General features: G+C 70.0%; 16 protein-coding genes and 2 pseudogenes. 11 read left to right on the forward strand and 7 right to left on the reverse strand.

Annotated features, from left to right (window positions below; all coding sequences use genetic code 11):
• Positions 1–117 precede the first annotated feature (117 nt).
• A complete protein-coding gene (locus ACFC1R_RS21040; protein ID WP_375940704.1) occupies positions 118–417 on the forward strand; it encodes a hypothetical protein in 300 nt (99 codons plus the stop codon).
• Positions 418–474: 57 nt separating this feature from the next.
• Here ACFC1R_RS21040 and ACFC1R_RS21045 read toward each other — a convergent pair whose 3' ends face one another.
• Positions 475–1,380 carry an alpha/beta fold hydrolase gene (locus tag ACFC1R_RS21045; RefSeq protein WP_375940706.1) on the reverse strand — a complete coding sequence of 302 codons (906 nt, stop codon included), beginning with the start codon at positions 1,378–1,380 and terminating at the stop codon, positions 475–477.
• A 119-nt stretch (positions 1,381–1,499) separates the two neighbouring features.
• Positions 1,500–2,024: pseudogene (locus ACFC1R_RS21050) on the reverse strand (site-specific integrase); the annotation flags it as partial.
• 235 nt (positions 2,025–2,259) lie between these two features.
• Between ACFC1R_RS21050 and ACFC1R_RS21055 the strand changes: the two are divergent.
• The 4 genes and pseudogenes from ACFC1R_RS21055 to ACFC1R_RS21070 all read left to right on the forward strand — a co-directional run bounded on the left by ACFC1R_RS21055 (position 2,260) and on the right by ACFC1R_RS21070 (position 6,277).
• The gene (locus ACFC1R_RS21055) at positions 2,260–3,579 is read left to right on the forward strand and encodes a serpin family protein (RefSeq protein WP_375940708.1); all 1,320 of its coding nucleotides are present in this window, start codon (positions 2,260–2,262) and stop codon (positions 3,577–3,579) included.
• Positions 3,580–3,716: 137 nt separating this feature from the next.
• A pseudogene (locus tag ACFC1R_RS21060) lies at positions 3,717–4,043 on the forward strand (transposase); the annotation flags it as partial.
• A 492-nt stretch (positions 4,044–4,535) separates the two neighbouring features.
• Positions 4,536–5,798, forward strand: a complete 1,263-nt coding sequence (locus ACFC1R_RS21065; protein WP_375940710.1) for a hypothetical protein — start codon at positions 4,536–4,538, stop codon at positions 5,796–5,798.
• 275 nt (positions 5,799–6,073) lie between these two features.
• Positions 6,074–6,277, forward strand: a complete 204-nt coding sequence (locus ACFC1R_RS21070) for a hypothetical protein (protein WP_375940712.1) — start codon at positions 6,074–6,076, stop codon at positions 6,275–6,277.
• Positions 6,278–6,591: 314 nt separating this feature from the next.
• Here the strand turns inward: ACFC1R_RS21070 and ACFC1R_RS21075 are convergent, their stop codons facing one another.
• Complete coding sequence (locus ACFC1R_RS21075; RefSeq protein ID WP_375940714.1) at positions 6,592–7,242, reverse strand: helix-turn-helix domain-containing protein; 651 nt, start codon at positions 7,240–7,242, stop codon at positions 6,592–6,594.
• A 141-nt stretch (positions 7,243–7,383) separates the two neighbouring features.
• Between ACFC1R_RS21075 and ACFC1R_RS21080 the strand changes: the two genes are divergently transcribed.
• Positions 7,384–8,373, forward strand: a complete 990-nt coding sequence (locus ACFC1R_RS21080) for an alpha/beta fold hydrolase (RefSeq protein ID WP_375940716.1) — start codon at positions 7,384–7,386, stop codon at positions 8,371–8,373.
• 163 nt (positions 8,374–8,536) lie between these two features.
• On the opposite strand, the gene ACFC1R_RS21085 is transcribed toward ACFC1R_RS21080, so the two are convergent.
• Positions 8,537–8,782 carry a hypothetical protein gene (locus ACFC1R_RS21085; RefSeq protein WP_375940718.1) on the reverse strand — a complete coding sequence of 82 codons (246 nt, stop codon included), beginning with the start codon at positions 8,780–8,782 and terminating at the stop codon, positions 8,537–8,539.
• Positions 8,783–9,202: 420 nt separating this feature from the next.
• Here ACFC1R_RS21085 and ACFC1R_RS21090 point away from each other — a divergent pair, with 420 nt between their 5' ends.
• Together ACFC1R_RS21090 and ACFC1R_RS21095 are read left to right on the forward strand one after the other, a co-directional pair.
• The gene (locus ACFC1R_RS21090; protein ID WP_375940720.1) at positions 9,203–9,352 is read left to right on the forward strand and encodes a hypothetical protein; all 150 of its coding nucleotides are present in this window, start codon (positions 9,203–9,205) and stop codon (positions 9,350–9,352) included.
• 24 nt (positions 9,353–9,376) lie between these two features.
• A complete protein-coding gene (locus ACFC1R_RS21095) occupies positions 9,377–9,508 on the forward strand; it encodes a hypothetical protein (protein ID WP_375940722.1) in 132 nt (43 codons plus the stop codon).
• Positions 9,509–9,576: 68 nt separating this feature from the next.
• On the opposite strand, the gene ACFC1R_RS21100 is transcribed toward ACFC1R_RS21095, so the two are convergent.
• The gene (locus tag ACFC1R_RS21100; RefSeq protein WP_375940724.1) at positions 9,577–12,933 is read right to left on the reverse strand and encodes a hypothetical protein; all 3,357 of its coding nucleotides are present in this window, start codon (positions 12,931–12,933) and stop codon (positions 9,577–9,579) included.
• 521 nt (positions 12,934–13,454) lie between these two features.
• Here ACFC1R_RS21100 and ACFC1R_RS21105 point away from each other — a divergent pair.
• Positions 13,455–13,919 carry a hypothetical protein gene (locus tag ACFC1R_RS21105; RefSeq protein WP_375940726.1) on the forward strand — a complete coding sequence of 155 codons (465 nt, stop codon included), beginning with the start codon at positions 13,455–13,457 and terminating at the stop codon, positions 13,917–13,919.
• 184 nt (positions 13,920–14,103) lie between these two features.
• Here ACFC1R_RS21105 and ACFC1R_RS21110 read toward each other — a convergent pair whose 3' ends face one another.
• Entirely contained in the window at positions 14,104–14,598 is a 495-nt protein-coding gene (locus ACFC1R_RS21110) for a hypothetical protein (protein ID WP_375940728.1), read from the reverse strand.
• A gap of 64 nt (positions 14,599–14,662) precedes the next feature.
• A complete protein-coding gene (locus tag ACFC1R_RS21115; protein ID WP_375940826.1) occupies positions 14,663–15,949 on the reverse strand; it encodes a glycosyltransferase in 1,287 nt (428 codons plus the stop codon).
• A 684-nt stretch (positions 15,950–16,633) separates the two neighbouring features.
• Here ACFC1R_RS21115 and ACFC1R_RS21120 point away from each other — a divergent pair.
• Both ACFC1R_RS21120 and ACFC1R_RS21125 read left to right on the forward strand, forming a co-directional pair.
• Positions 16,634–17,200, forward strand: a complete 567-nt coding sequence (locus ACFC1R_RS21120) for a TIGR03086 family metal-binding protein (RefSeq protein ID WP_375940730.1) — start codon at positions 16,634–16,636, stop codon at positions 17,198–17,200.
• Positions 17,201–17,862: 662 nt separating this feature from the next.
• Positions 17,863–20,526 (forward strand): Ig-like domain repeat protein, encoded by a 2,664-nt coding sequence (locus ACFC1R_RS21125; RefSeq protein WP_375940732.1) that lies wholly within the window; start codon positions 17,863–17,865, stop codon positions 20,524–20,526.
• Positions 20,527–20,949 lie beyond the last annotated feature (423 nt).

Below are 20,949 nucleotides of genomic sequence, written 5' to 3' on the forward strand. Positions count from 1 at the left end.
GCGACGCCAGCGACGGTGACCGCTCCGCCATCGCGTTCCAGGGCCTCCAGGACAGCCTGGACACGCGCGATGCAGTCCAGCCGGCGCTGTTGCGCGGCCTCGGCCAGGTGTGACGAGTTGTCAGCCCGCATCTTCGTCTCTCTCCGTCTCGCCCCGGCCGCCGGCGAGGTCGTCGGACACCGGGGACACTCCGTCGTGCTCCTGGTCGGTGATGCGCGCGATGAGGTGCTCGACCGCCGTAGCCAGCCGTGCGTTCACGTCTGCAGCGCGGGAGCGGCCGGCGGCTGCGGCATCGGCTTGCAGTTCGATGGTTCGGGCGAGGGGGTCGCGGTGGATGGGCAGGAGCTGCCGGTCGCTCCGGAAAAGAACCGGCGGACGCTGACGCTGCGGCCCCGTGCTGGTGTGGACGGCACCTGAGCACTGTCAGGCGGCATTTGGAACCTGTTGGCGGGCATCCGCTCGATGTTCCGCTCTCTACGCGGTGTGCTCTCGAATGATTTCGCCGATCTGCTGGGGAAGTCCGGGAGAGAACAGTGTGTGCCCCATGCCGGGAATCGGCTGGAATCGGGAGTGAGGGATTTCCTCGGCGAGGGCACGGCCGTGCGGTAGCGGGCGCAGGGGATCTTCCGTGCCGTGCACGACCAGTGTCGGGGCCTTGATCGAGGACAGCGGTGCGAGGCGGTCTTCGGTCATGTGCCGTCCAGCCAGATCGTGGTTGAGGGCCGCGCTGTGGTTACTGGTCCGGTCGAAGGAGACTTCCACGAAGCGGCGAGCGGCAGGCTTGTCGAAGGGAAGGACGTCGCCGTTGAGCACTCGCCACGTCTCCAGGTTCGCTGTGACGTACTCGTCGCGAGTCCCCTGCGGGAGAGCGGCGCGTTGTGTGAGGTGCGTCAGGAAGCGTGCTGTGGGTGGCGGTAGGTCGCTGGGGTCGGGTGCCTGGCCGGCCATGGCGCGTGCCCAGGCCGGGCCCGCGCTGTGGCCCATCGGGCCGGTCATCATCGCGGCCAGAGTCAGTACGCGTTCAGGGCGGTGCACGGCCAGCCATTGGCCGATCGCGCCACCCAGGGACGCCCCGACGATGTGCGCGGCGGTTACTCCGTGGCCGTCGAGCACGGCCGTCGCATCGGCGGCCATGTCCGCCAGCGTGTAGGGGTGGGTGGCGAAGTCCACGCAGGTGGACCGGCCGGTGTCCCGGTGGTCGTAGCGGATGACCTGGCGACCGCTGGCGGCCAGTACATCCACCAGCACATCCGGCCATCCGATGCCTGGTGCGGCGGTCCCCATCACCAGCAGGACCGCCGGGTCGTTCGAGTTGCCGACCCGTTCGGTCCACAGTCGCAATTCGCCAGAGTCAACAATTAATTCAGCACTCGTAGTCATGGGCGCCAACATAGCGAACGAGGTGCCAATTTTCCATATCTCAATGGATATGACTTTCCATTGCTATTCTGGTAGAATACTGAATAGGTCGTAGGGTTCCGGATGAACTGGAATGGCTCCTACCTCTTGCTGTCGCCCGGGGCGAGCAGGCTGGTGACCTCGGCGATCGCTTCCGGGGAGGGTTTGAAGTAGCGGTGGACGTTCTCCGCCTTCTTGTGCCGGGACTTCGCCATCAGCATCAGCAGGCTCGCGCCGGCCTCACCGAGGTGGGTCAGGGAGGAGTGCCGCCACTCGTGCAGGTCCCAGCCAGTGCCCGGCCCGCCGAGCGCGGTGAGCTCGTCCAACAGCGCGCGGGCCTGTCCGTACGAGAGGCGGGCGAGCCCGGTATCCGGGCAGACGTCGCGCGGGCCGACAACCTTCCCGGGGCCGGGGCGGCGGTGGGTGACGAACACCGGTCCGCGGGTGCAGCCCCTGAGGAGGCGAGGTAGCAGCCGGGCGGTGCCGGCATCCCAGTACACCGTCTCCAGCACGAAGTCCTCGCGCGCCTGGCCCCGACAGCGGGCCTTGGGCTGAGCGTCCTTCGCCTTCACCCGGCAGCGCCGGCCGGCCAGGTCCAGATCCTCGATGTTGACGCCCAGGACCTCCCGCCCGACGGGTACGAGCAGGCGTACTGGGCACAACTGGAGCAAGTCCCGCAGACCGCTTGATCACACGATCGCGGACTCCAACTCCGGGCCCAACCTCCAGGTGTAGCCAGTGTCGGGTTGGGCCGACGCAAGATCGCGAAGTCACACTGGAGTACTGGCAGGCAGGCGGCCGTGGTGGTAACCGGCCCCGGAGAGCAGGGAACCGGCTCCATCCCCGCCTCGTCGAAGGGCCATGATGAACCGCAGTTCCGGAAACCGCCGCAGCGCGGCCCTGCTCCTCAGCGCCACGCTCGCCGCTCCGTTGCTCACCGGCTGCGGTAGCAGTGGCGCCGCCCCTGTGGTGGTCCGGGCCTCCGCGCCCGCCACCCCTGCTCCGGTCAACCCCGCTCAGGTCACCGCAACCTCCGCTGCCACCAACGCCTTCGGCCTGGACCTGCTGCACACCCTCGCCGCTACGCCTGACGGCGCGATCCGCAACCTCGTCCTCTCCCCGTCCGGCCTGGCCACCGCACTCTCCATGGTGCTGTCCGGCGCCCGCGGTGCCACTGCCGACGAACTCGCCAAGGCCCTGCACACCGACCTCACCCCGCAGCAGTACGTGCTGGCCACCGGCGCGCTGGACCGCCGCATCCCGCCCACCGGCGGGCTCACCCTGCGCCAGGCCGACGATCTCTGGGCCCAGCAGGGCTTCCCGTTCGCCCAGGCCTACCTCGCCACCCTGGCCGCCGCCTTCGACACCGGCGTACACACCACCGACTTCAAGAAGGACCCGGACGGCTCCCGCCAGAAAATCAACGAGGCCGTGGAGAAGGCCACCGATGGCCGGATCAAGGACCTCTTCAACGAAAAGCAGATCACCAAGGACACCCGGCTGGCGCTCACCGACGCGCTCTACCTCAAGGCCAAATGGGTCTCCCCGTTCAAGCACGAGCACACCTCTGACCAGCCGTTCCACCGCCTCGACGGCTCCACCCCCGCAGTCAGCACGATGCGCCAGAACAGCACCTTCCGCTACACCGAGGGCTCCGGCGGCATCCTCGGCGAACCCTGGCAGGCCGTCGAACTCCCCTACACGGACTCCGGGTTGGCGATGGACCTGATCGTCCCCGCACAGGGCGGCTTCGCTGCCTTCAGCAAGGCGCTGGACCAGGCCCGGCTCGACCAGATCCTCGGCGGACTGGGCGAGCGGAAGATCGATCTCACCCTGCCGAAGTTCCACTTCGACACGTCCAACGACCTCTCTCCCACCCTGCGCGCGCTCGGCATCAACGCGGCCTTCGACAACAGTGCCGACTTCACCGGCCTCCTCGGGCCCGAGGCGCCCGAGCGGCTCAAGGTCGGCGCGGTGGTGCAGAAGGCCACCATCCAGGTCGACGAGGACGGCACGGTGGCCGCGGCCGGCAGCGGCGTCGTCATGGTGCCGGGCGCCGCCGCGGCACCGACGAAGGCCGTCCAGCTCCACATCGACCGGCCGTTCCTGTTCCTGATCCGGGACACCACCTCCGGCAGGCCGCTCTTCCTCGGTCAGGTCACCGACCCGCAGACGAGGTGACTGGGCTCCTAAACCCCTCGCGGCCCAGACGTATTGACCACGTGTTGCAACGACCGTTCCGCAGTCCGGACGAGCGCTGACGAAGGCTCCCGCCGTTGTCGCGGCAGGCACCGACGTCGATCACGGCGTCCTCCGCCGCCTACCGCGCCAAGTCCCCCAAGGCCGTCAAAAAGGTCACCGCCAACAGCGAGGCCCTGCTGGCCTTCTACGACTTCCCGGCCGAGCACCGGCTCCACCTACGGGCAACGAACCCCATAGAGTCGACCTTCGCCACCATGCACCTGCGCACGAGGGTGACCAAGAGGCCCGGCAGCCAGGCTGCCGGCGCGGCCGTGATGTTCAAGCTCATCGAGCCGGCCCAGGCCCGCTGCCGCGCGGTCAACGCACCCCACCCGGTAGCCCTCGTCCGCGCTGGAGCATGCTTCGAACGCGGCCTCCTGGTCGAACGTCACATTGCGGCGTAGCCGGTCCGCCCGAACCTACAGGAGTCCACGACCATGACGCCCGTCCCTCTCCACCTCGAGCGCACCACTGATCGGGACAGCCATGGAGATCTCCTTCTCCGGTTGGGCGCACACCGGCACCGCTGCGACTCCTACTACCTCGGCATCGACGAGTCTTCCGAGGCGGGCGACGATCTCGCCGCAAGCCTGACGCGCCTCCTCGACCAATGGGGGGCTCAGTGTCCTGTCCGAGTGAAGTTGTCAGGTAGCAACGCGTTGACCAGGTGCGGGACAACTTCATCCGGACGGTCAGGCGTGGGTGTCCGAATGAATCTGGTCCTCAGGGGTCGAAGGATGCTCAGTGTCCGGCCGAAGTTGGCCGCCAGGCTCGTGATCCTGTCGCGCAATGGCGCCCGTGAACCAGGCGAGCCACAGCCAGGTTGCTAATCCGCCTCCCGGGCCGGCAAGAGGGTTGGCATCGGTCACAGCCGGAGCAACTGGCAGGATTCCGCCATGCGCTGCGACGTCTGTGATCACGAGATGACGAACTGGAACATTCCGCCGTCGCGGTGGTGCCGCGAGCTCTGGAGCTGCACCTGGTGCTATGCGGTGACCCGGATCGGGACTCCGGACCATGAAATCTATCGCTCCGAACACACCCCCTGGGACATGCGGTGGGAGGCGGCGTGGACGGACATGCTGCCGGACGCCCACCGGCATGCCTATGGCTACCTCCACAGGACGCTCTGCGGGATCGAGAAGCCGGACATGACCGGCTCCCAGTTCGGCATGTGGGGCGGCGGCTACCGCGATGAATGCCCTGACTGTACGGCCGCTGCCCTCGCCATCGACGCGCGATGGCCCGAGGAACGGCGTGACGGCTTCCGCGTGAGTGTTCCGGCCGCGCCCCGGCCCCGTCCCGAGGACGAGGCCGGTTATGTCCAGCCAGCGGACGAACTCGGCCGACCGGACATCCGGCTACCACAGACGCCGACGAGGCCGAAGACGCGCGTTCTGGCGGATCACCCTGCGGAGGCGCACCCCGAGGACGGGTTCCGTCAGATCGGCGATGGCCCTGCGGCGGTGCGCCTTCCGGCGTTCTGGGTCGGGCACGGGATCGGCCCCTACCGGCCGTACGACAAGCGAGGGCGCACCTTCGCATGGTGCCCGGCATACCCCCTGGAGACGATTCCGCCGTTGGACGAGGAGTCCTTCGTCGGTGACTTCGCCTGGTTCGGCGACATCGGTGATCCGCTCGATTACCGCACGGCCGTGACGGATCCGATCGCGGCCGATCTGGCGAGAGACGGTCTCTCACTCCCCGCGGACTTCGTGGCGTTGATCACCCGAGCCAACCTGCACCGCTGCCTCGACCGCGAGGGCGGCGGCTCCTGGACCGACGTGGCCGGCCCGGTGCCCAGCCCCGTCGATCCGGCCGACCGCATGGTGCTCTTCTTCCGCGATCAGCAGAGCTGCATCATGTGGTACCTCTACCTGCACCACGGCGGGCAGTCCGGCATCGTCTGCTCCGACCGGGATTTCACCGAAGAACCCGGGCTCCGCTACGGGCCCGACGGCGAGATCGTCCCACCGCGCCACGAGATCTTCTGGACTGCGCCGAGCGTCGAGATCTTCGCCTACCGATTCCTGGCCGAGGCGAGACTTTCCTTCGCGATCCAGGAGAAGGAGCGGGCCGGTGAGCTCGACCCCGAGCTCCTTGCCTACCTCGCGCACTACCTGCCCGGTTCGAGCAGTGAGTGGCTGTCACGTAAGTGATCTCCGGGAGTGCCTGGACTCCCTGGAGAGTCGCCACCACCCCCGACCTCGGTCACTACTCCGGAAGGTAGGGGCCATCGAGGCGGACAACTACACCCGGACAGTGACCCGAACGAGGACAACTACACCCGGACAAACGTGAGAACAAGGCCAACTTCAGCTGAACCGGATCAACTGCACGCGGACGGGACACTCAGCTGCGCGGACTCAGCGAGGGCGGAGGCATGGCCTTCCTTCCCTACGACTTTTCCGATCAGTGCACAGGATGGCTTCACGTGTCCTCGGCCGACGGCGATCGAGCCACCGTCCAGGCTGGCTGGAGCCTCGTCGAGGCCTGGCGATTCGAGCCGTCGAACTACACGCTCACAGCCCCGGAGATCACGGACTTCAAGCCGATCACCAACGCCCGAATCGAGTGCTCATTGGAAGATCTCATCAGCACCGTCGAGCGCAACCGAGACGCCTTCACGTCCGTCTGACGGGACCGCCAGTCCACAGGATTTGGCGATTCCTCCTGATGGAGTCGAAGCCGGGGCATGACGACCAGGACCGAGAGGATCGCAGAGGCGAACCATCGCGCTTGTCCCGATGGCGACCAGGGTGAGCGCGTAGCCGGGCGCCTCGCCGAGCGAGGCGACGCCGGCGACCAGCACGCCGTCCAGTCCCAGCACCAGTGACGCCTTCGAATCCGTGCGTCGGGAAGCGCGCGAGTTCCAGGAATCCGGGCAGGCCTTGGCCACGAACCTGTACGCAGCTCGTGATCTTGCTGTCTTGTTGGCACGAGTTCGGGTTCTTACGGATGTGTCTGATGACCGGTCCGGCCGCGATCTGGCTGGTGTGCCCCGCGACCAGCGGTTGGAGGGGTGCGTGGTCGCAGGCGCTCGCCCTGGGGCCCGAACATGATCAGGTACTCGACCGGTCCGCCGGGGCCGGCGTTGGCGACTCCGTGCGGGGTGCGGGTGTCGAACTCGGCGACGTCCCCGGCGGTCAGGACGAGGTCCTGGTCGCCGAGCGCGAGCCACAGCCGCCCGTACAGGACGCACAGCCATTCGTAGCCGTCGTGGGAGACCTGCCGGGGCCGTGCGGGCGGTTTCTCGACGGCGGGCAGGACGTGCTTGTGGGCGTGCAGGCCGCCGACGTACCGGGTCAGCGGCAGCACTGCCTTGTCGTCGCCGAAGCTCCGCGGCCTCGAGGTGCGGGGTCCGGCCGCGGGGGCGGGTGCGGTGCCGGCCAGCTCGTCCAGGGAGACGCCGTACTCCTTCGCCAGCTGCAGCACCACCTCCAGGGTGGGCTTGCGCCGGCCGGTCTCGATTCGCGACAGCGTGCTCGGCGAGATGCCGGTCGCGCAGCTGACAGCGGTGAGCGTGGCGCCGCGCTGATCGCGCGCGGCCCGCAGCCTGGGGCCCATCGCTGCCAGTGTCTGGGCCACGTCGTCGCCTGCCACCGTCCCTGTTCCTTCCAGCCGTTCCGCTCCACCGCCTTGTCCTGCGAGTTTGCCAGAATGGCAAGGCTGATCGCGTCGGGCAGGTGCCGCGCCGCATGATCGACGGGTACCCGCGTCCGCCCGCGAACCGAGGAGAAGCCCATGCAGCCCGAGCCGTCCGCCGAACTCCGCCACCGCACCGTCGAGGCCCCGGCCGGGCGCCTGCACCTGGTCGAGCAGGGCACCGGCCCGCTGGTGCTGCTCGTGCACGGCTTCCCCGAGTCCTGGTACTCCTGGCGCCGCCAGCTCCCGGCCCTCGCCGCGGCCGGCTACCGGGCGGTGGCGATCGACGTGCGCGGCTACGGCCGCTCCTCCAAGCCTGCCGCGACCGACGCCTACCGGATGCTCGACCTGGTGGAGGACAACGTCGCCGTCGTGCGCGCCCTCGGCGAGGAGAGTGCGGTGGTCGTCGGCCACGACTGGGGCTCCAACATCGCCGCCGCCTCCGCCCTCCTCCGCCCCGAGGTCTTCAGCGCCGTCGGCCTGCTGAGCGTCCCGTACGCGCCGCCCGGCGGCCCCCGCCCCACCGACATCTTCGGCCGGATCGGCGGCCCCGAGCAGGAGTTCTACGTCTCCTACTTCCAGGAGCCCGGCCGCGCCGAGGCGGAGATCGAGCCCGACGTCCGGGGCTGGCTCGCGGGCTTCTACGCGGCCCTGTCCGCCGACACCCAGCCCGCCCAGGGCGAGCCCGACCCGCACTTCGTCGCCCGCGACGGCGGCCGGCTGCGCGACCGCTTCCCCGCCGGCGCGCTGCCGGCCTGGCTGTCCGAGGACGACCTCGACGTCTACGCCGGGGAGTTCGAGCGCACCGGCGTGACCGGCGCCCTCAACCGCTACCGCAACATGGACCGCGACTGGGAGGACCTCGCCCCGCACCGGGGTGCCCCGATCACGCAGCCGTCCCTGTTCATCGGCGGCGCCCTGGACGCCTCCACCACCTGGATGGCCGACGCCGTCGTCGCGTACCCCGCCACCCTCCCGGCCCTGTCCGCTTCCCACCTCCTGGACGGCTGCGGGCACTGGATCCAGCAGGAGCGCCCCGAGGAGGTCAACCGCCTGCTGACCGACTGGCTCGCCACCCTCCGGGGCTGAACCGGGCGGGCTACGTGGGCGGCTTTGCGGTGCGCTCCGGGTAGGCGGCGGCGACGTAGCGCACCGCGCTCTCCCCCGTGACTCCGAAGAGCTTCATCAACTTGAGCGAGTCGCCGGTGGCGAAGGCCTCGTCGAAGATGCGGTGCTCCGGCAGGTAGCGAAGTCAGCCTGGGTCCGTGAGGTCAGGCCGTAGCGCTCGCGGCCGGCCTTCGGCCTTCGCATAGGCATCTGCCGCACGGAACGGCGCCTGGGCCCCGCCGAGGACCTCGCGCTGCCAGCCGGCCAGCAGGGCGAAGTCCAGCGGGGCCCGGTGGGCGGCATCGGCGCGGGCCAGGGTGTGGGCGAAGAGCAGGCGCTCGGCGCGAACGGGGTCGCGCTGACGGACCGGCCCTTCGCACCGCCCGACCATGCACTCCCCCGCCGGAGTACTCCGCAGCCGACTGGAGCGCAAGATGCCGCCCGGCCAGGCCACGCAGCAGCCCTCCAAGCCCCGGTACGCCGAGTGCGCCAAGTGCCACGATCCGGTGCCGGAGCCGGGTATCTGCCGACACTGCGCGGGCCTTGGAACCCATGTGCCCGCGGTCGGCGGTGGCGCCGCGGTTGCCGCCAGCGGTGCTGCCAGAGCACGGGCAGCAATGCACTCCCGGAAGGCACGCCAGGACGACTTGCGACACTCTCGCAGAACTCGTAACACAGCCGCTGGCTCGCGGTGTTGAGCCGTCGCCGGCAGAGGGCCCCCGGCCAGATGCGTGACATCCTCAGCGGCCGGCGGGCCCGGCTGCGTGGTATCCGCTGGCGTGCGTTCGGCGGCACGCGGCAGTATGCCGCCATGACGACGAGCGAAGCCCCCAAGACGGCGGCCGAGGCGGTGCGGGAGCTGCGGGAGATCGCCCACTGGTGGGCCGCCGAGATCGCCGGCGGATGGCTCGACCCCGTCGCGGGCGCCGGACTCATCATCGAGAACGTGGCCGGGGCTTAAGGGGATTGCGAGGAGTTGGCACCCATGGTCGACGCCGTGGTGGCGTTCTTCGGCCACGCCGGACCGCAGGCGTCCCCGGACGAGATCACCGCATACCTGACCCGGGCCGCCCACGAACTCCTGGCCCGCATTCCGCCCCCGCCCGCCTCTCTCTGACGGCACGACGGCACCGCGACCGGCGAGTAGTTCCGCATCAGCACGGTATTCACGCCCACGCGAATTGCTCATGACGGTGGGCGGGATTCCCGGATGCCCCGCGGGCTGCCGTTGCTCGCGGCGAGCGCCATCGGAGGGTGCGGTCGATCGGGCAGCCGCCCCAGGCGCTCGACAGCACAGGTGATCCAGCCGGAGGACGGGTGGTGGTCACGGATCTGCTGCCAGCTGTCGCGCGCCTGAGCGAGGCTCTGCCAGCGGCGACGGCCGCCGGCGGACGCGGCCTCCGCTTCCAGGGTGATGGCGAGGTGAGCCCACTTCTCGGCGTCCCCGCAGGACTCGGCAAGGGCCTCCTTGAAGTATCCGATCGGGTCGGCCGGCTTTCCCGTTCTCAGGAACTGCACCCAGCCGCGCGTGTCCTTGAACTCCGCGAGTGCTCCGCCGCCCAGCCCGAGTCTCATCGCGACGTCCAGCGCGCCCTCGGCCAGTTGGTCCGCGTCGCCCAGTCTCACTCGCTGTTCCGCGTAGAACAGTGCGAGACGTCTCCTGAAGCCGGCCAGGTCGGCCTCGAGCTGTGCCTCTTCGTCGGTCCCGCGGGCCTGCTTCAACTCCGTCTCGCCGGCGCTCCATGCCTCGCACAGCTCGGCCTCCGCCTCGGCGTACCGGCCGGAGAACGCCAGCAGCCCGGCGAGGCGGGCACGGCGTCCTGCCTCGCGGGGGCAGCCGGGCGTGGAGACAACGGCACGCAGGACCGTGACCGCCTCGTCCGATCGGCCGAGGAGCTCCAGGACGTCGACGAGGTCGTCATTGACCTGGACATCGAGCTTCGTGGACGGTCTGGGCGCCTTCGCCACGATGATGAGTTGCTCGTAGGCACGCTCCAGCAGCTCCTTGCGCTCCTCACCGGTCGTGGTCGTCGCCCTCGTCCTGAAGACGGCCGCGAGCTCGCGGTGAGCCCGGTCCAGGTCCTGGCCGGCCGGTTCCAGGTCGAAGATCCGCTGCAGGCTCTCCTCGGCTGCACTGAACTGGGCGCGTCTGAGGTGGAGTTCGGCTTTTATGAACCGGGGATACACGAACAGGGGCGCCAGTCGGAGTGCGTCGTTGCAGTCGGTCAGCGCGTCGGCGTACCGACCTTGGTTCGCCCGGGCTCGCGCCCGTCCCGCGAGCGCGCGAGCACGAGCGGGCAGCTGCGGGGGGTCGCCGACCAGCACCACCGAGGGCACCGGATCGCGCGCCGGCTGTCCCGGGTAGCGGGTGTTCATACGGACCGGCTGTTCTCGCAGGACCGCAGTGAAGGTGTTCTCCGCCTTGCGGTAAGCGTTTCTCGCCTCGTCCCCGTGGCCGGCATTGCCGTGCGAGTCCCCCAGTGCCAGCTGTATCTCGCCCAGTTCGACCCGCCACAAGGGCGGCGTCGGCAATTCCGGGATCTCGATGTCGACCGCGGTCGAGAGATTTCTCGCCGCGTCCTGCAGACACCTCCGCTGTCGGTCCGAAGGCCGATCGGCGTCGGCGCTTTCGCGGGCCGTCACACTCTGCGACCGCGAGGTGGCCACTCGCTTGACCGCTCGCTTGAACCTCGGTGCAGAGCCGATTTGCTTGCACAGGGTGTCGAGCAGAGCAGCGCCGGATTGCTCCGACTCCGCCGGGCCGGGCCACGCGTGACGGCATCGCCGGAACTTGTCACGGTCGACGGCCGGAGGCTGTCCGTCAGGTCCTGCTTCGGTGCCTGCCGTGGCGGCTTTCGGAACGGGTGGGGACGTCGTGGATGCCAGCCACCTGTCCAGATCGCCCGGCTTCTGGTGCACTGCCACCGTGAGGACCGTCTTCAGCCAGTTCCTGCGGTTCTTGTCGGTGATGGGACCGAGTCCCAGCATCATCCGCCTGTTGTGCGGGTTCCACTGCGCGGCCCGGAGGAACTCCTCGGACCCATCTGTGTTCTTGCCGAGGGCCCGCTTCATGCACGCGTACCGGGCGAGGAGGTCGGCAGGGTTTGAAGCCAGCGTGATCGCAGCGCGAAAGCCCCGGTGCGCACACCGCTGGTGCCGCTTCGAACGGCTGGTACCGGCCTGCGACAGTTCGAGCCGGCACGTTGCCTGCTCGGCCAGGATCCTCGCGATCCGCTCGTTCAGCTGCTGGATCTCCGGTTCGCTGCTTCTTTGGGCCCGCAGGCGTGCGCGCAGGTCGCGCAGGTCCTGTTCCGCACAGCGAAGGTACCTGAGCGACTCCGCCAGGCCGCTCGCCCGCTTCGAGTCCTCGGCAGCACCGGGGTCGCTCCATCGGTCCAGCAGTGCCTGGCCGAGCCAGTAGTGGGCCAGGATGCGCTCCGGCCGGGCGCCGCGCCGGCGCCGTTGCCGGGGCAGCGCCGCCCGAGCCGATTCGACGGCCTGCTCCAGCAGGACGCGTCTGCCGTCCCGGTCCTCGGTCTCCTCAGCCCTGTCCAAGGCCGCCCTGGCGAGCTGGAACCAGGCCGGCGCCAGGCCCGGGTCCAACTCGACGGCCCGCCTCCAGAGTGTCTCCGCCGCCTCGGAGACGTCCGGGGAGACGGGGAGGCCGAGGGAGCTGCGGACGCGGTCGAGCTCGCTCTTGACCGTCGCCAGATTGTGGTAGGCGGCTGCATAGTTCGGGCTGTGGGCAACTGCCTTGCGGAACAACAGCTCGGCCTCCTCCAGATGCGCCAGGGTGCCCTCGTGCAGGAATTCGCGGTACCGGTCGAGCCCGTCCACCAGGAGTTGGAAACCGTGCCAGTCGCCGCCCGGCCCGGACCATCCACGCTGGTAGGGCTGGATCTGGTGAGCCAGTCGCCGGGCGAGGAGGGCCACGGACCGTCCCGTGTCCGGGCCGACCTCGATCTGCTCGATCCAGGTCCCGCCCTGCTGGCCGCTCTGGACTGCGGTGACCGTGATGGTTTTGCCCTCCTGGACCAGCGATCCCTGGAGGGTTCTCCAGCGCAGGCCGCTCAGCAGTGCCAGCACTCCGCCGATCTGGAGCTTCATCGGCCCCAGGGTCACGGTCCCCAGTTCGGTCGCCTTGAGACCGGCGCCCTGGACTCCGGACGCGGCCAGGCCCGTGATGAACGGCTCCCGCGACCAGCACTGCCGGGCGGTCTGACCGCGACCGCTCGCAGGGTTGAGAACGGCGGCGGGCTCGCGAAACGGCTCCTGCGTCAGAAGGTCGGCGATTCGCCGGACCTCCCGGCGCAGCACTTCGGCGAAGCCGGCCACCACAGGGGCGGTCCGAGCCGGATCGGCGCTGTCGAGCAGGTCCCTGAACGGCAGGATCCGCACCTGGCTCCACGATCTGAGCGCGATCACGGCCAGCACCAACGCCACGACGAGTGCCACCGCTCTCGGCAGCGTCAACCAGTCCGCCACCGCCGTGATCCAGCCGGTCACGGCCAGCGCCACCGCCAGCGCCGCGACCAGGAACAACAGTAATGCGAGCCTATGACGCGTCGGTACGCAGCGCCTTCCCGCGCGGAGCCCACGCCTGACCGCCGGCGGTGGCCCGGTCCGGGCGATACCCGAAATCCACGATCCCGCATCTTCCAGCGAGCGCATGCCGCACTTCCCTCGGCCCGCCGCTCCGGTTCGACGCAGTCTTCAAACCATGTCCACTTTCAGCGTCTCCCCCAGCCGCCACCGGCGTCAATCACGCTGCACTTCCGCGACAGGAGTCACCATTCGTGGCGATCCAAGAACACGGAGTGCCAGTCACCGTGTCACGCACGGTGGTTGGCGATCAGGTACCGCTACCCCCAGACCGCAGAGGATGTCGGCGCAGGCACGCGCCGTAACAGCCACCCGAACCGGTCGACACCGGCCCGCAGCGCATACAGAGAGGGGCTGGTGAAGGCTCGCGGTGGCCTCGCCATGAGGACCGAGGCCGCCTGCATGGAGACGGCCTGGCTCAATCCGCCCACAGCCGCTTGGGGCCCTGGGACGATGCCGGTGTGGGTGACAACAGGAAGGTCCTGGGCAAGGTCTCTGTCGAGCGGTCCGGGTTCGGGCTCGCAGAAGAAGACCCGTTCCTCGAAGCCGAGACCGAGTGGATGGAGCTGGAGTTCACCGATGACTCCCCCAACGTCCAGGTCGCACAGGGACAGGTCCATGTGCTCAGCGCCTTTCGCAGCCACGACGCGACCGTGACCCTGGAGTTGTCCGACACCCCCGCTGGAGGGATCCCCGGCTGGTCGCTGCTCGCCCAGCTCCCCTACCTCAGCAGGTCCGGCATCGTCGAAGTGTGGACGATCGCCGGACCAGAAGAGATTCGCCTCGACCTACAGGCGGAGGAAGCGCCCTTCACCCTTCAGGTATTCCGGCGTCACATTCCTGACACCGAAAGCAGGTATCAGGCCTCACTGGAAGTTCCCCATGGTCTCGAGGAGTACGTTTTCCGGTTCTCACCAGCAGCCTGACTACGGCGCGATTGAAACACCACATGCATCGCCGCGAGGAATCCTGCCGGAATTGCAGAACTTGAGAAGAACGTTCCCGGCTGCGCCGTTCCGAGTGCCCGTCCCAGGCGGTCAGGCCCGATTCGCCTGCGGTCTCAGGTGACCTGGTTCGCCGGCTGCCCGTCGGACCGGCAGTCGGGCCGCCTCACAGGCACATCCAGCAGTAGAGCTGCTCGCCGGCTTCGCGAGCCCGCCTGGCGAGCCGGATGATTTCCTCGGCCACCGGCTGCATGTCTTCGGCGTCCGCTCCGTGCAGTTCCTCCGTTTGCACCCACCTGGCGACGGCGGCCGGCACCTCAAAGTCGCGCACTGTCGCCAGCGTGTCCCGTACCAGGGAATGGAGTTCGGATACCCACGGTCCCGTCACCCAAGGGTTGTCCTCATCCTCGGGGCCGTCCGGGCCGGGCGGCGGGGAGACCGGCCACACGGTCCTCTCCTCGACCAGGTCCACTCGCCACCGGACCTGACGGATGGCAGCGACCAGCATCGCCAGGACAACGGCCGGATCCACGCGCTTGGCCTCGACCCCGTCGAAGACAGGGGGCGCTGCGCCGAGCGGGGACCCTCCGTCCGTCTGCTCAAGCGCCCGCACAACCGATGCCGCATCCACCGCGCGGAAGTAGTCGGTCAGGACACCCATTGCTCTCCTCCAGCCTCCGGTCCGCCGGCAGACAGTAGATCAGGCACCACCCACAGCACGGGGGTCAGGAGCAGTCACCGTCGGCCGCCGCTCGCTGGGACGACTTCTGCGTCCCGTAGCGCCCGGTCGCCGTCGGCAGGACGGTCGAGCGCACCGTGTCGAGCAGCAGCTTCGCTGCCGTCGCCGTCCCGTCGGCGCCGATGCCGCGGGCCGCGGCGGCGGCCTGGGTGCGGGTCCGGGGGGCCAGGGCTTTCTCCAGCGCGGCGGACAGGGACTCGACGGTCGGGGCCGGCCCGTCGTGTGCCGCGCCGATGCCCAGGTCGGCGACCCGGCCGGCCCAGTACGGCTGGTCCGCCGCCTGGGGGACGACCACCTGGGGCGCGCCGGCCCGGGTGGCCGTCGTCGTGGTGCCCTGGCCCCCGTGGTGCACGACGGCGGCCACGCGGCCGAACAGTGCCTGGTGGTTGACCTCGCCGACGACGAAGCAGTCGTCCTGGTCGTCGGCCGGGGACAGGTCGGCCCAGCCGCGGGCGAGGACCGCGCGGCGGCCGTGCGCGCGGACCGCCTCGAGGGCCGTCCGGGCGACGTCCGTCGACGCGTGCATGGGCATGCTGCCGAAGCCCACGTACACCGGCGGTTCGCCGGCGTCCAGGAACGCCGTCAACTCGGCCGGGAGCGGGCGTTCGTCCGGCAGGATCCACGAGCCGGTCTGGACGACGTCGAGGTCCGGCGTCTCCTGCCACGGGTCGAGGACCGGGTCCGTGGCCAGCCACGGCCGGTCGCCGATGACGTAGTCGCGGACGTCGTCCACCGGCGGCAGGCCGATCGACGCCCGGTTCGTGTTGAGCGCTTCGCCGAACAGCACGTTGTTGCTCTCGGCGTCCAGGTCCCACAACACCCGGTTGTCGGTCACCTCCGCCGGGAACGGCCGGCCCGGATACGCCAGCGGCGCGCGCCGCGGAGACGGCAGGGTGAGCTGCTGGAAGGTCACGTACACGGAGCGGACGCCCAGTTTCTCGGCCACCGACAGCGCGCCGGCCGCGGCCGGCACCATGCCGGTCGCCACCAGCACATCGCATCCCTCGACCGCCGCAGGGAGCACGTCGAACTGTCCGGCGATCAACCCGGCCGCGCGCTCGGGCAGGGACGACGGCGGCGGCGCCGCGAGCGTCAGGGCGCGCGCCGACGGGCCGACCGGCACCAGCGGCACGCCGACACCGGCCAACCGCTGCGCGAAGTCCTCGTCCGGCGGCGCGCACACCCGTACCTCCGCGCCGAGTTCCCGCAACCGCACCGCGAGCGCCACCAGAGGTTCGACGTCCCCGCGCGACCCGTAGGTCGACAACACCACACGCACTTCGTGGATCTCCTCTTTCCGTGGACTCCGGTCCGGACCCCGGCCTCGTCCGGCGATTGTGCGGCAGCACCCGGGTCTTGCCGCAAGGCCCCCGGCACGCTATACCTTGAGTACGGCGGGGAGTTGATCTCCCCGCCTTTGTCGTGCCCGGGGACGGCCCCGGCGAAGCGGCGGCGCGCGGTGGACGGCCCACCGCGAAGCGGCGGCGTACGGCGGGGATCTCCCCCAGGCCCACGGGTACGGGCAGCCGGTCGGGCAATACGCGACCCGCTGCTGAGGACACCCGCGCAGAGGGCCTCGATCGTCGTGGAAGGACTGCGCCCACGGGCGCGCAGCAACGGCCCGTCACGCCGAAGTCAGCGCCGTGTCCGGGTGGTGTCGTCCGGCGCCGACGGAAGTGTCCTGCCTGGTGCCGTTGTGGTTCGTGTGGGACGGGGTGGCCGTCCGGGCGGGCGCGGGGTGCGCCGGAGGCGGGGCAGGCGGCCCCGTCCTGCCGGCGAACCGCTCTGAGGTTCGCCGGCAGCCATCCGTCCGCGCAGGACGCTTTTTGTCCTATACGGGTGTGACTGTGGAGTTGCCGACGCCGCTCCCCGGTTTCGAACGGGGGCGGGTCTGCATTCGGCTGCGGGGCCTCCCCGCAGCCGGTCTCCCGTCCGCAACAGGAAAGGCGCGATCATCGTGTCCAACGGCGTCGAACTGCTGGAGAAGGCCCTCGCCCACACCACGGGGCTGCTGAGCAACGTCACCCGCGCCCAGTACGGGCAGCCCACCCCGTGCGACGACTTCGACGTGCGAGCCCTGTGCAACCACCTTGTCGCCGGCAACCCGTACTACGTCGGCCTGGCCCAGGGCGGCGGTCCGGACTTCTCCCTCTTCGCCCGGGACCGGATCGGTGACGAGCAGCCCGGCGACGTCTACGCCCGCGGTGCGATGGAGGTGCTGGCCGCCTGGAGTGCCGATGGCGCGCTGGGGCGGCGGATGCCGCTGCCCGGCGGCGGCACCGGGCCGCGGCTGGCGGACCTCCAGCTGCTCGAAGCCGTGCTGCACGGCTGGGACCTGGCCACCGCCACGGGCCAGGACCGCTCGGGTGACGCCGAGGCCGTCCGGGCCGTCCAGCAGCGCTGGTACGGGAACCACCCCGACGGGGTCCGCGCCCGGACCGGCATGTTCGGCCCCTCCAGGCCGGCGCCCGACGACGCCCCGGCCCTGGACCGGATCGCCGCGTACTTCGGCCGCACCCTCTGACCCGTTCCGGGCAGCCTGTCGGTTCCGGAGCCACCCGCGCCACCGGGCGGGTGGCTCCCCGTGGAGGGCCGACCGACGGAATCCTCTGACCAGGGGCTGCGGGCTTGGCCGGGTGCGATCGTTCCCACGCCCGTCAGGATCGGTTCCCCCGCCCCAGGTCAGCCGGTGCGGGCAAGGCAGCGGGGGTCGCGGCCACGGTTCCCCTCGCTCCGGCCGCGGCATGCATTGGGCTGAAGGGAGGGCAGCAGCCGTTGGAGGGGGCGGCTGGTGGGTGTGTTTGCGGCGGTTGCGCGGTCTGAGTTGAGTCTTTCGGCGGCGGCTCATCGGGTGGTCGAGATGGCATCTGCCGGGTCGGTCAACGGGCTGAAGGTGTGTGCCGGTGCCACGGGCTCGGTGATGTCGGCCGCCTGATGGCGCGCTGACGGGCCGTCTGTGACGGGTGGTGGTCCGCCGCAGCCGAGGTTGTGCGGCCATGCCAGTCGAAAGCGCCCGGCCATGAGCCACCTGGGTGGTTCTCAGAGATGAAGGTGTAGTTGGGCGGTGTGGCTGGCACCTGCCGGCCTGCACTCGTCGACACGCTGGCGGCCAGCCCGTGTATCCGACGAGGGGACCCGCCCGTGCTACCCGGAAGAGACGCGCCTGCGCTTCGGCAGGCGCCGACTATGGCGAGACGAGCACTTGCTGCCGCCATCTCGCTCGGTCTGACCACCGCACCACTGGCCTTCGTGCCTTCACGGGCGTCGGCCAGCGGCGCTCCGAGGGCTTCGGCGAGCCACGCGGGGAAGAACGCCCGGCCCGGCTCCCGGATCCCCGCTGAGGGACGGCCGCGGCCGTTCCTCGGCACCGTGCCGCCGCCGGTCGACGCGAGTGCGCTTGCCAACAGCACCGGCGGCTTCGGGGAACCCTCTATCGCGATCAACCCGGCCAACCCCGACCAGATCGTCATCACCCGCTTCCACCAGCAGTTCTGGAACGCCAACCCCGCCAGTCCCAACGCCGACCTGCTCTACTCGACGGACGGGGGCGTGACCTGGTCCGAGAAGACGACCATCACGCCGCCGCCCGGTATCACCACGGGCACGGCTCCGGCCGACCAGACCGTCGACTACGGCCGTGACGGCACTCTCTACGGCACCTTTCTGACGTGCCCCAACAACTGTGCCCAGCAGCAGGTGGTGACCGGCTCGACCAGTGATCCCGCCAACCCGGCGTCATGGACCTGGAACGTCCAGAGCGGTAGCGCCCAGCTCACCAGCGGCACGCGCACCCTTGCCGACCAGCCCTGGCTACTGGTGAACAGCGACCCGGACGCCCCGACCAAGGACAAGGTCTACGTCGCGTACGAGGACCTCGCCCCCACAACCCCGACAGCGCAGGTCGCGGTCGCGGACGGGGTCAGCCCGGTCGGCTTCACGAGGGACAACTCGCCGGGCACGGTCGACACGAACAAGGCGACCAGCGGCGGCATCCGCCTGGCCACCGACCGGCGGAACGGCTGGGTCTACTCGCTCTTCCAGACCGGCTCCGACACCGGCGACCCGCAGAACATCACCTACCGGCTCAACCGGTCGAAGGACGGCGGGAAGACCTGGGGGCTTCCGGTGCCCGGCAACCCGAACGGCATCGACGTGGCCACGGCCGACACCCACCAGGGCAGAACGTACAAGTTCGGCGGCGTCAACGCGCTGATCGGCGGTATCGACCACGCCGCCGTCGACCCGTCCAACGGCGATGTGTACGTGGCCTACGGCGCGGACGTCTCCGGCAACAACCAGATCAGGATCCGCCGCCTCACCGACGACGGCGCGGACGGTCTTACCGTCGGCGCGGAGCACACCGTCTCCGCCTCGACCAACGCGGCGCTCCCCTCGGTCGCGGTGCTGGGCGACGGGACGGTCGGTGTCCTCTACATGACCTCCGACGGCACCAACGGCAGCGGCTACCCCACGTTCTCCGCGCACATCGCCCGGAGTACCGACCACGGCATGACGTTCACCGACACCCTCCTGCAGTCGTTCGCCTCGTCGCAAAAGCCCGCCACCGGCTGTGCGGGGGACCCCAACTGCTCCACGCAGCGTGTCCTCGGCGACTTCCAGCAGCTCAAGGCGGTCGGCAACGTCTTCTACGGCGCCTTCCCCGGCAATACCGGCGGGGTGAACGCCGCCGCCCCGCCGATGGACGCGATGTTCTTCAAGACCGTCCCGCAGACCACCCAGACCACACTGGCTCCCTCCGCCAACCCGTCCGTGTACGGCCAGCCGGTGAGCTTCACCGCCACGGTCACGCCTGTACCCGACGGCGGCACGGTGAGCTTCACGGTGGACGGCACCCCGCTCGGCGGCCCGGTCCCGGTGAACACGACCGGGCAGGCGACATCGAGCAGCATCACCACCCTGACCCCGGGGCCGCACAACGTGGACGCCACCTACCACGGCAACGGCGACTTCGCGGACAGCACCGCCACGACCCTCGTCCAGACGGTCAACCAGGCGCCGGTCACCACCACACTGGCCTCCTCCGGCCCATCGGCGTTCGGCCAGCCCGTCACCTTCACCGACACGGTGTGCGCGGCGCCCCCGAGCACCAACCCCGCCCTGCCACCGGGCGGAACGGTGACCTTCCGCGACGGCGGCACGCTCCTGGGCACCGGCACACTGTCGCCGGGCGGCGGGACCAACTGCAGCCGGACGCAGGTCAGCGCCTCGAACCTGCTGCCCGGAACACACACCATCACCGCCCAGTACAGCGGCGACACCCGCTTCCTGGCGGGCGGTCTCGAATCCACCACCCAGACGGTGACCTGCACCAGGACCATCACCGGTTCGGTCCCGGACGCGGTGTTCGCGGGCAACGGCAGCACCTGCATCGTCAACGCCACGGTCGGCGGCACCGTCCACGGCGCAGCCGGTGGCGCCCTGTTCATCAGCAACTCCACCATCCGGGGCAGCATCCTGTCCTCGGACGGCACCCTGCTCGGCGTCTGCGGCAGCACGGTCACCGGATCGGTGAACGTCGCCAGAGCCGGCGGATTCGTGGTGATCGGGGACCCGGGTGACGACGGCTGTGCCGGCAACGGGATCACCGGCCTGGTGGCGCTGTCCAACAACCACAGTGGTGCGGAAGTCATCGCCAACCACGTCGGAGGCTCCGTGCAGGTGCAGGGAACGACCGGCACCGGCCCCTTCCCCGAGGACTCCCGGGCCGAGATCGAGGGCAACACCATCGGCGGATCCCTGAGCTGCTCCGGCAACGTCCCGGCGCCGACCAACGACGGGAACCCCAACACCGTGGCCGGCGCCCGACTGGGCCAGTGCTCGAACCTGTGACCACGACCTGAAGCGATCACGACCTGGGACGGGGCGCCTCGGAAGAGCCCGGGGCACCCGTCGTCCCTCGCTCCTTCAACCGGCACGAGCTTGGGAGCCCAGGCGAGTGGCCCCGAGCGGTTACCTCCCCGTACTCGACACATCTCGCTGATCCACCCCACTCTCCAAACCCAGTCTGACCAGCACGGACGCATCGGGCCCTCTGCGAACTCGCAGCGGGCCCGATGACGCTCGGCAAGGCAGTTCGGCTGGTCAGCCCGGCATTTCGCCGGGTTGGCCGGCCTCATTCGTCCGGTTGACCTGAAGGGGTCGCAGGCGCGGGCGGACCGTGAGCACACCGGGCGTTCCCGATGGCCACTCCCTCCTCCGAAGTGCTGTTCAAGCAACCCCGGTTGGCCAGGGTCTTCACCGCACAGGATGGAC

The sequence above is a fragment of the Kitasatospora sp. NPDC056138 genome (genome assembly GCF_042264695.1).
Taxonomy (GTDB): Bacteria; Actinomycetota; Actinomycetes; order Streptomycetales; family Streptomycetaceae; genus Kitasatospora.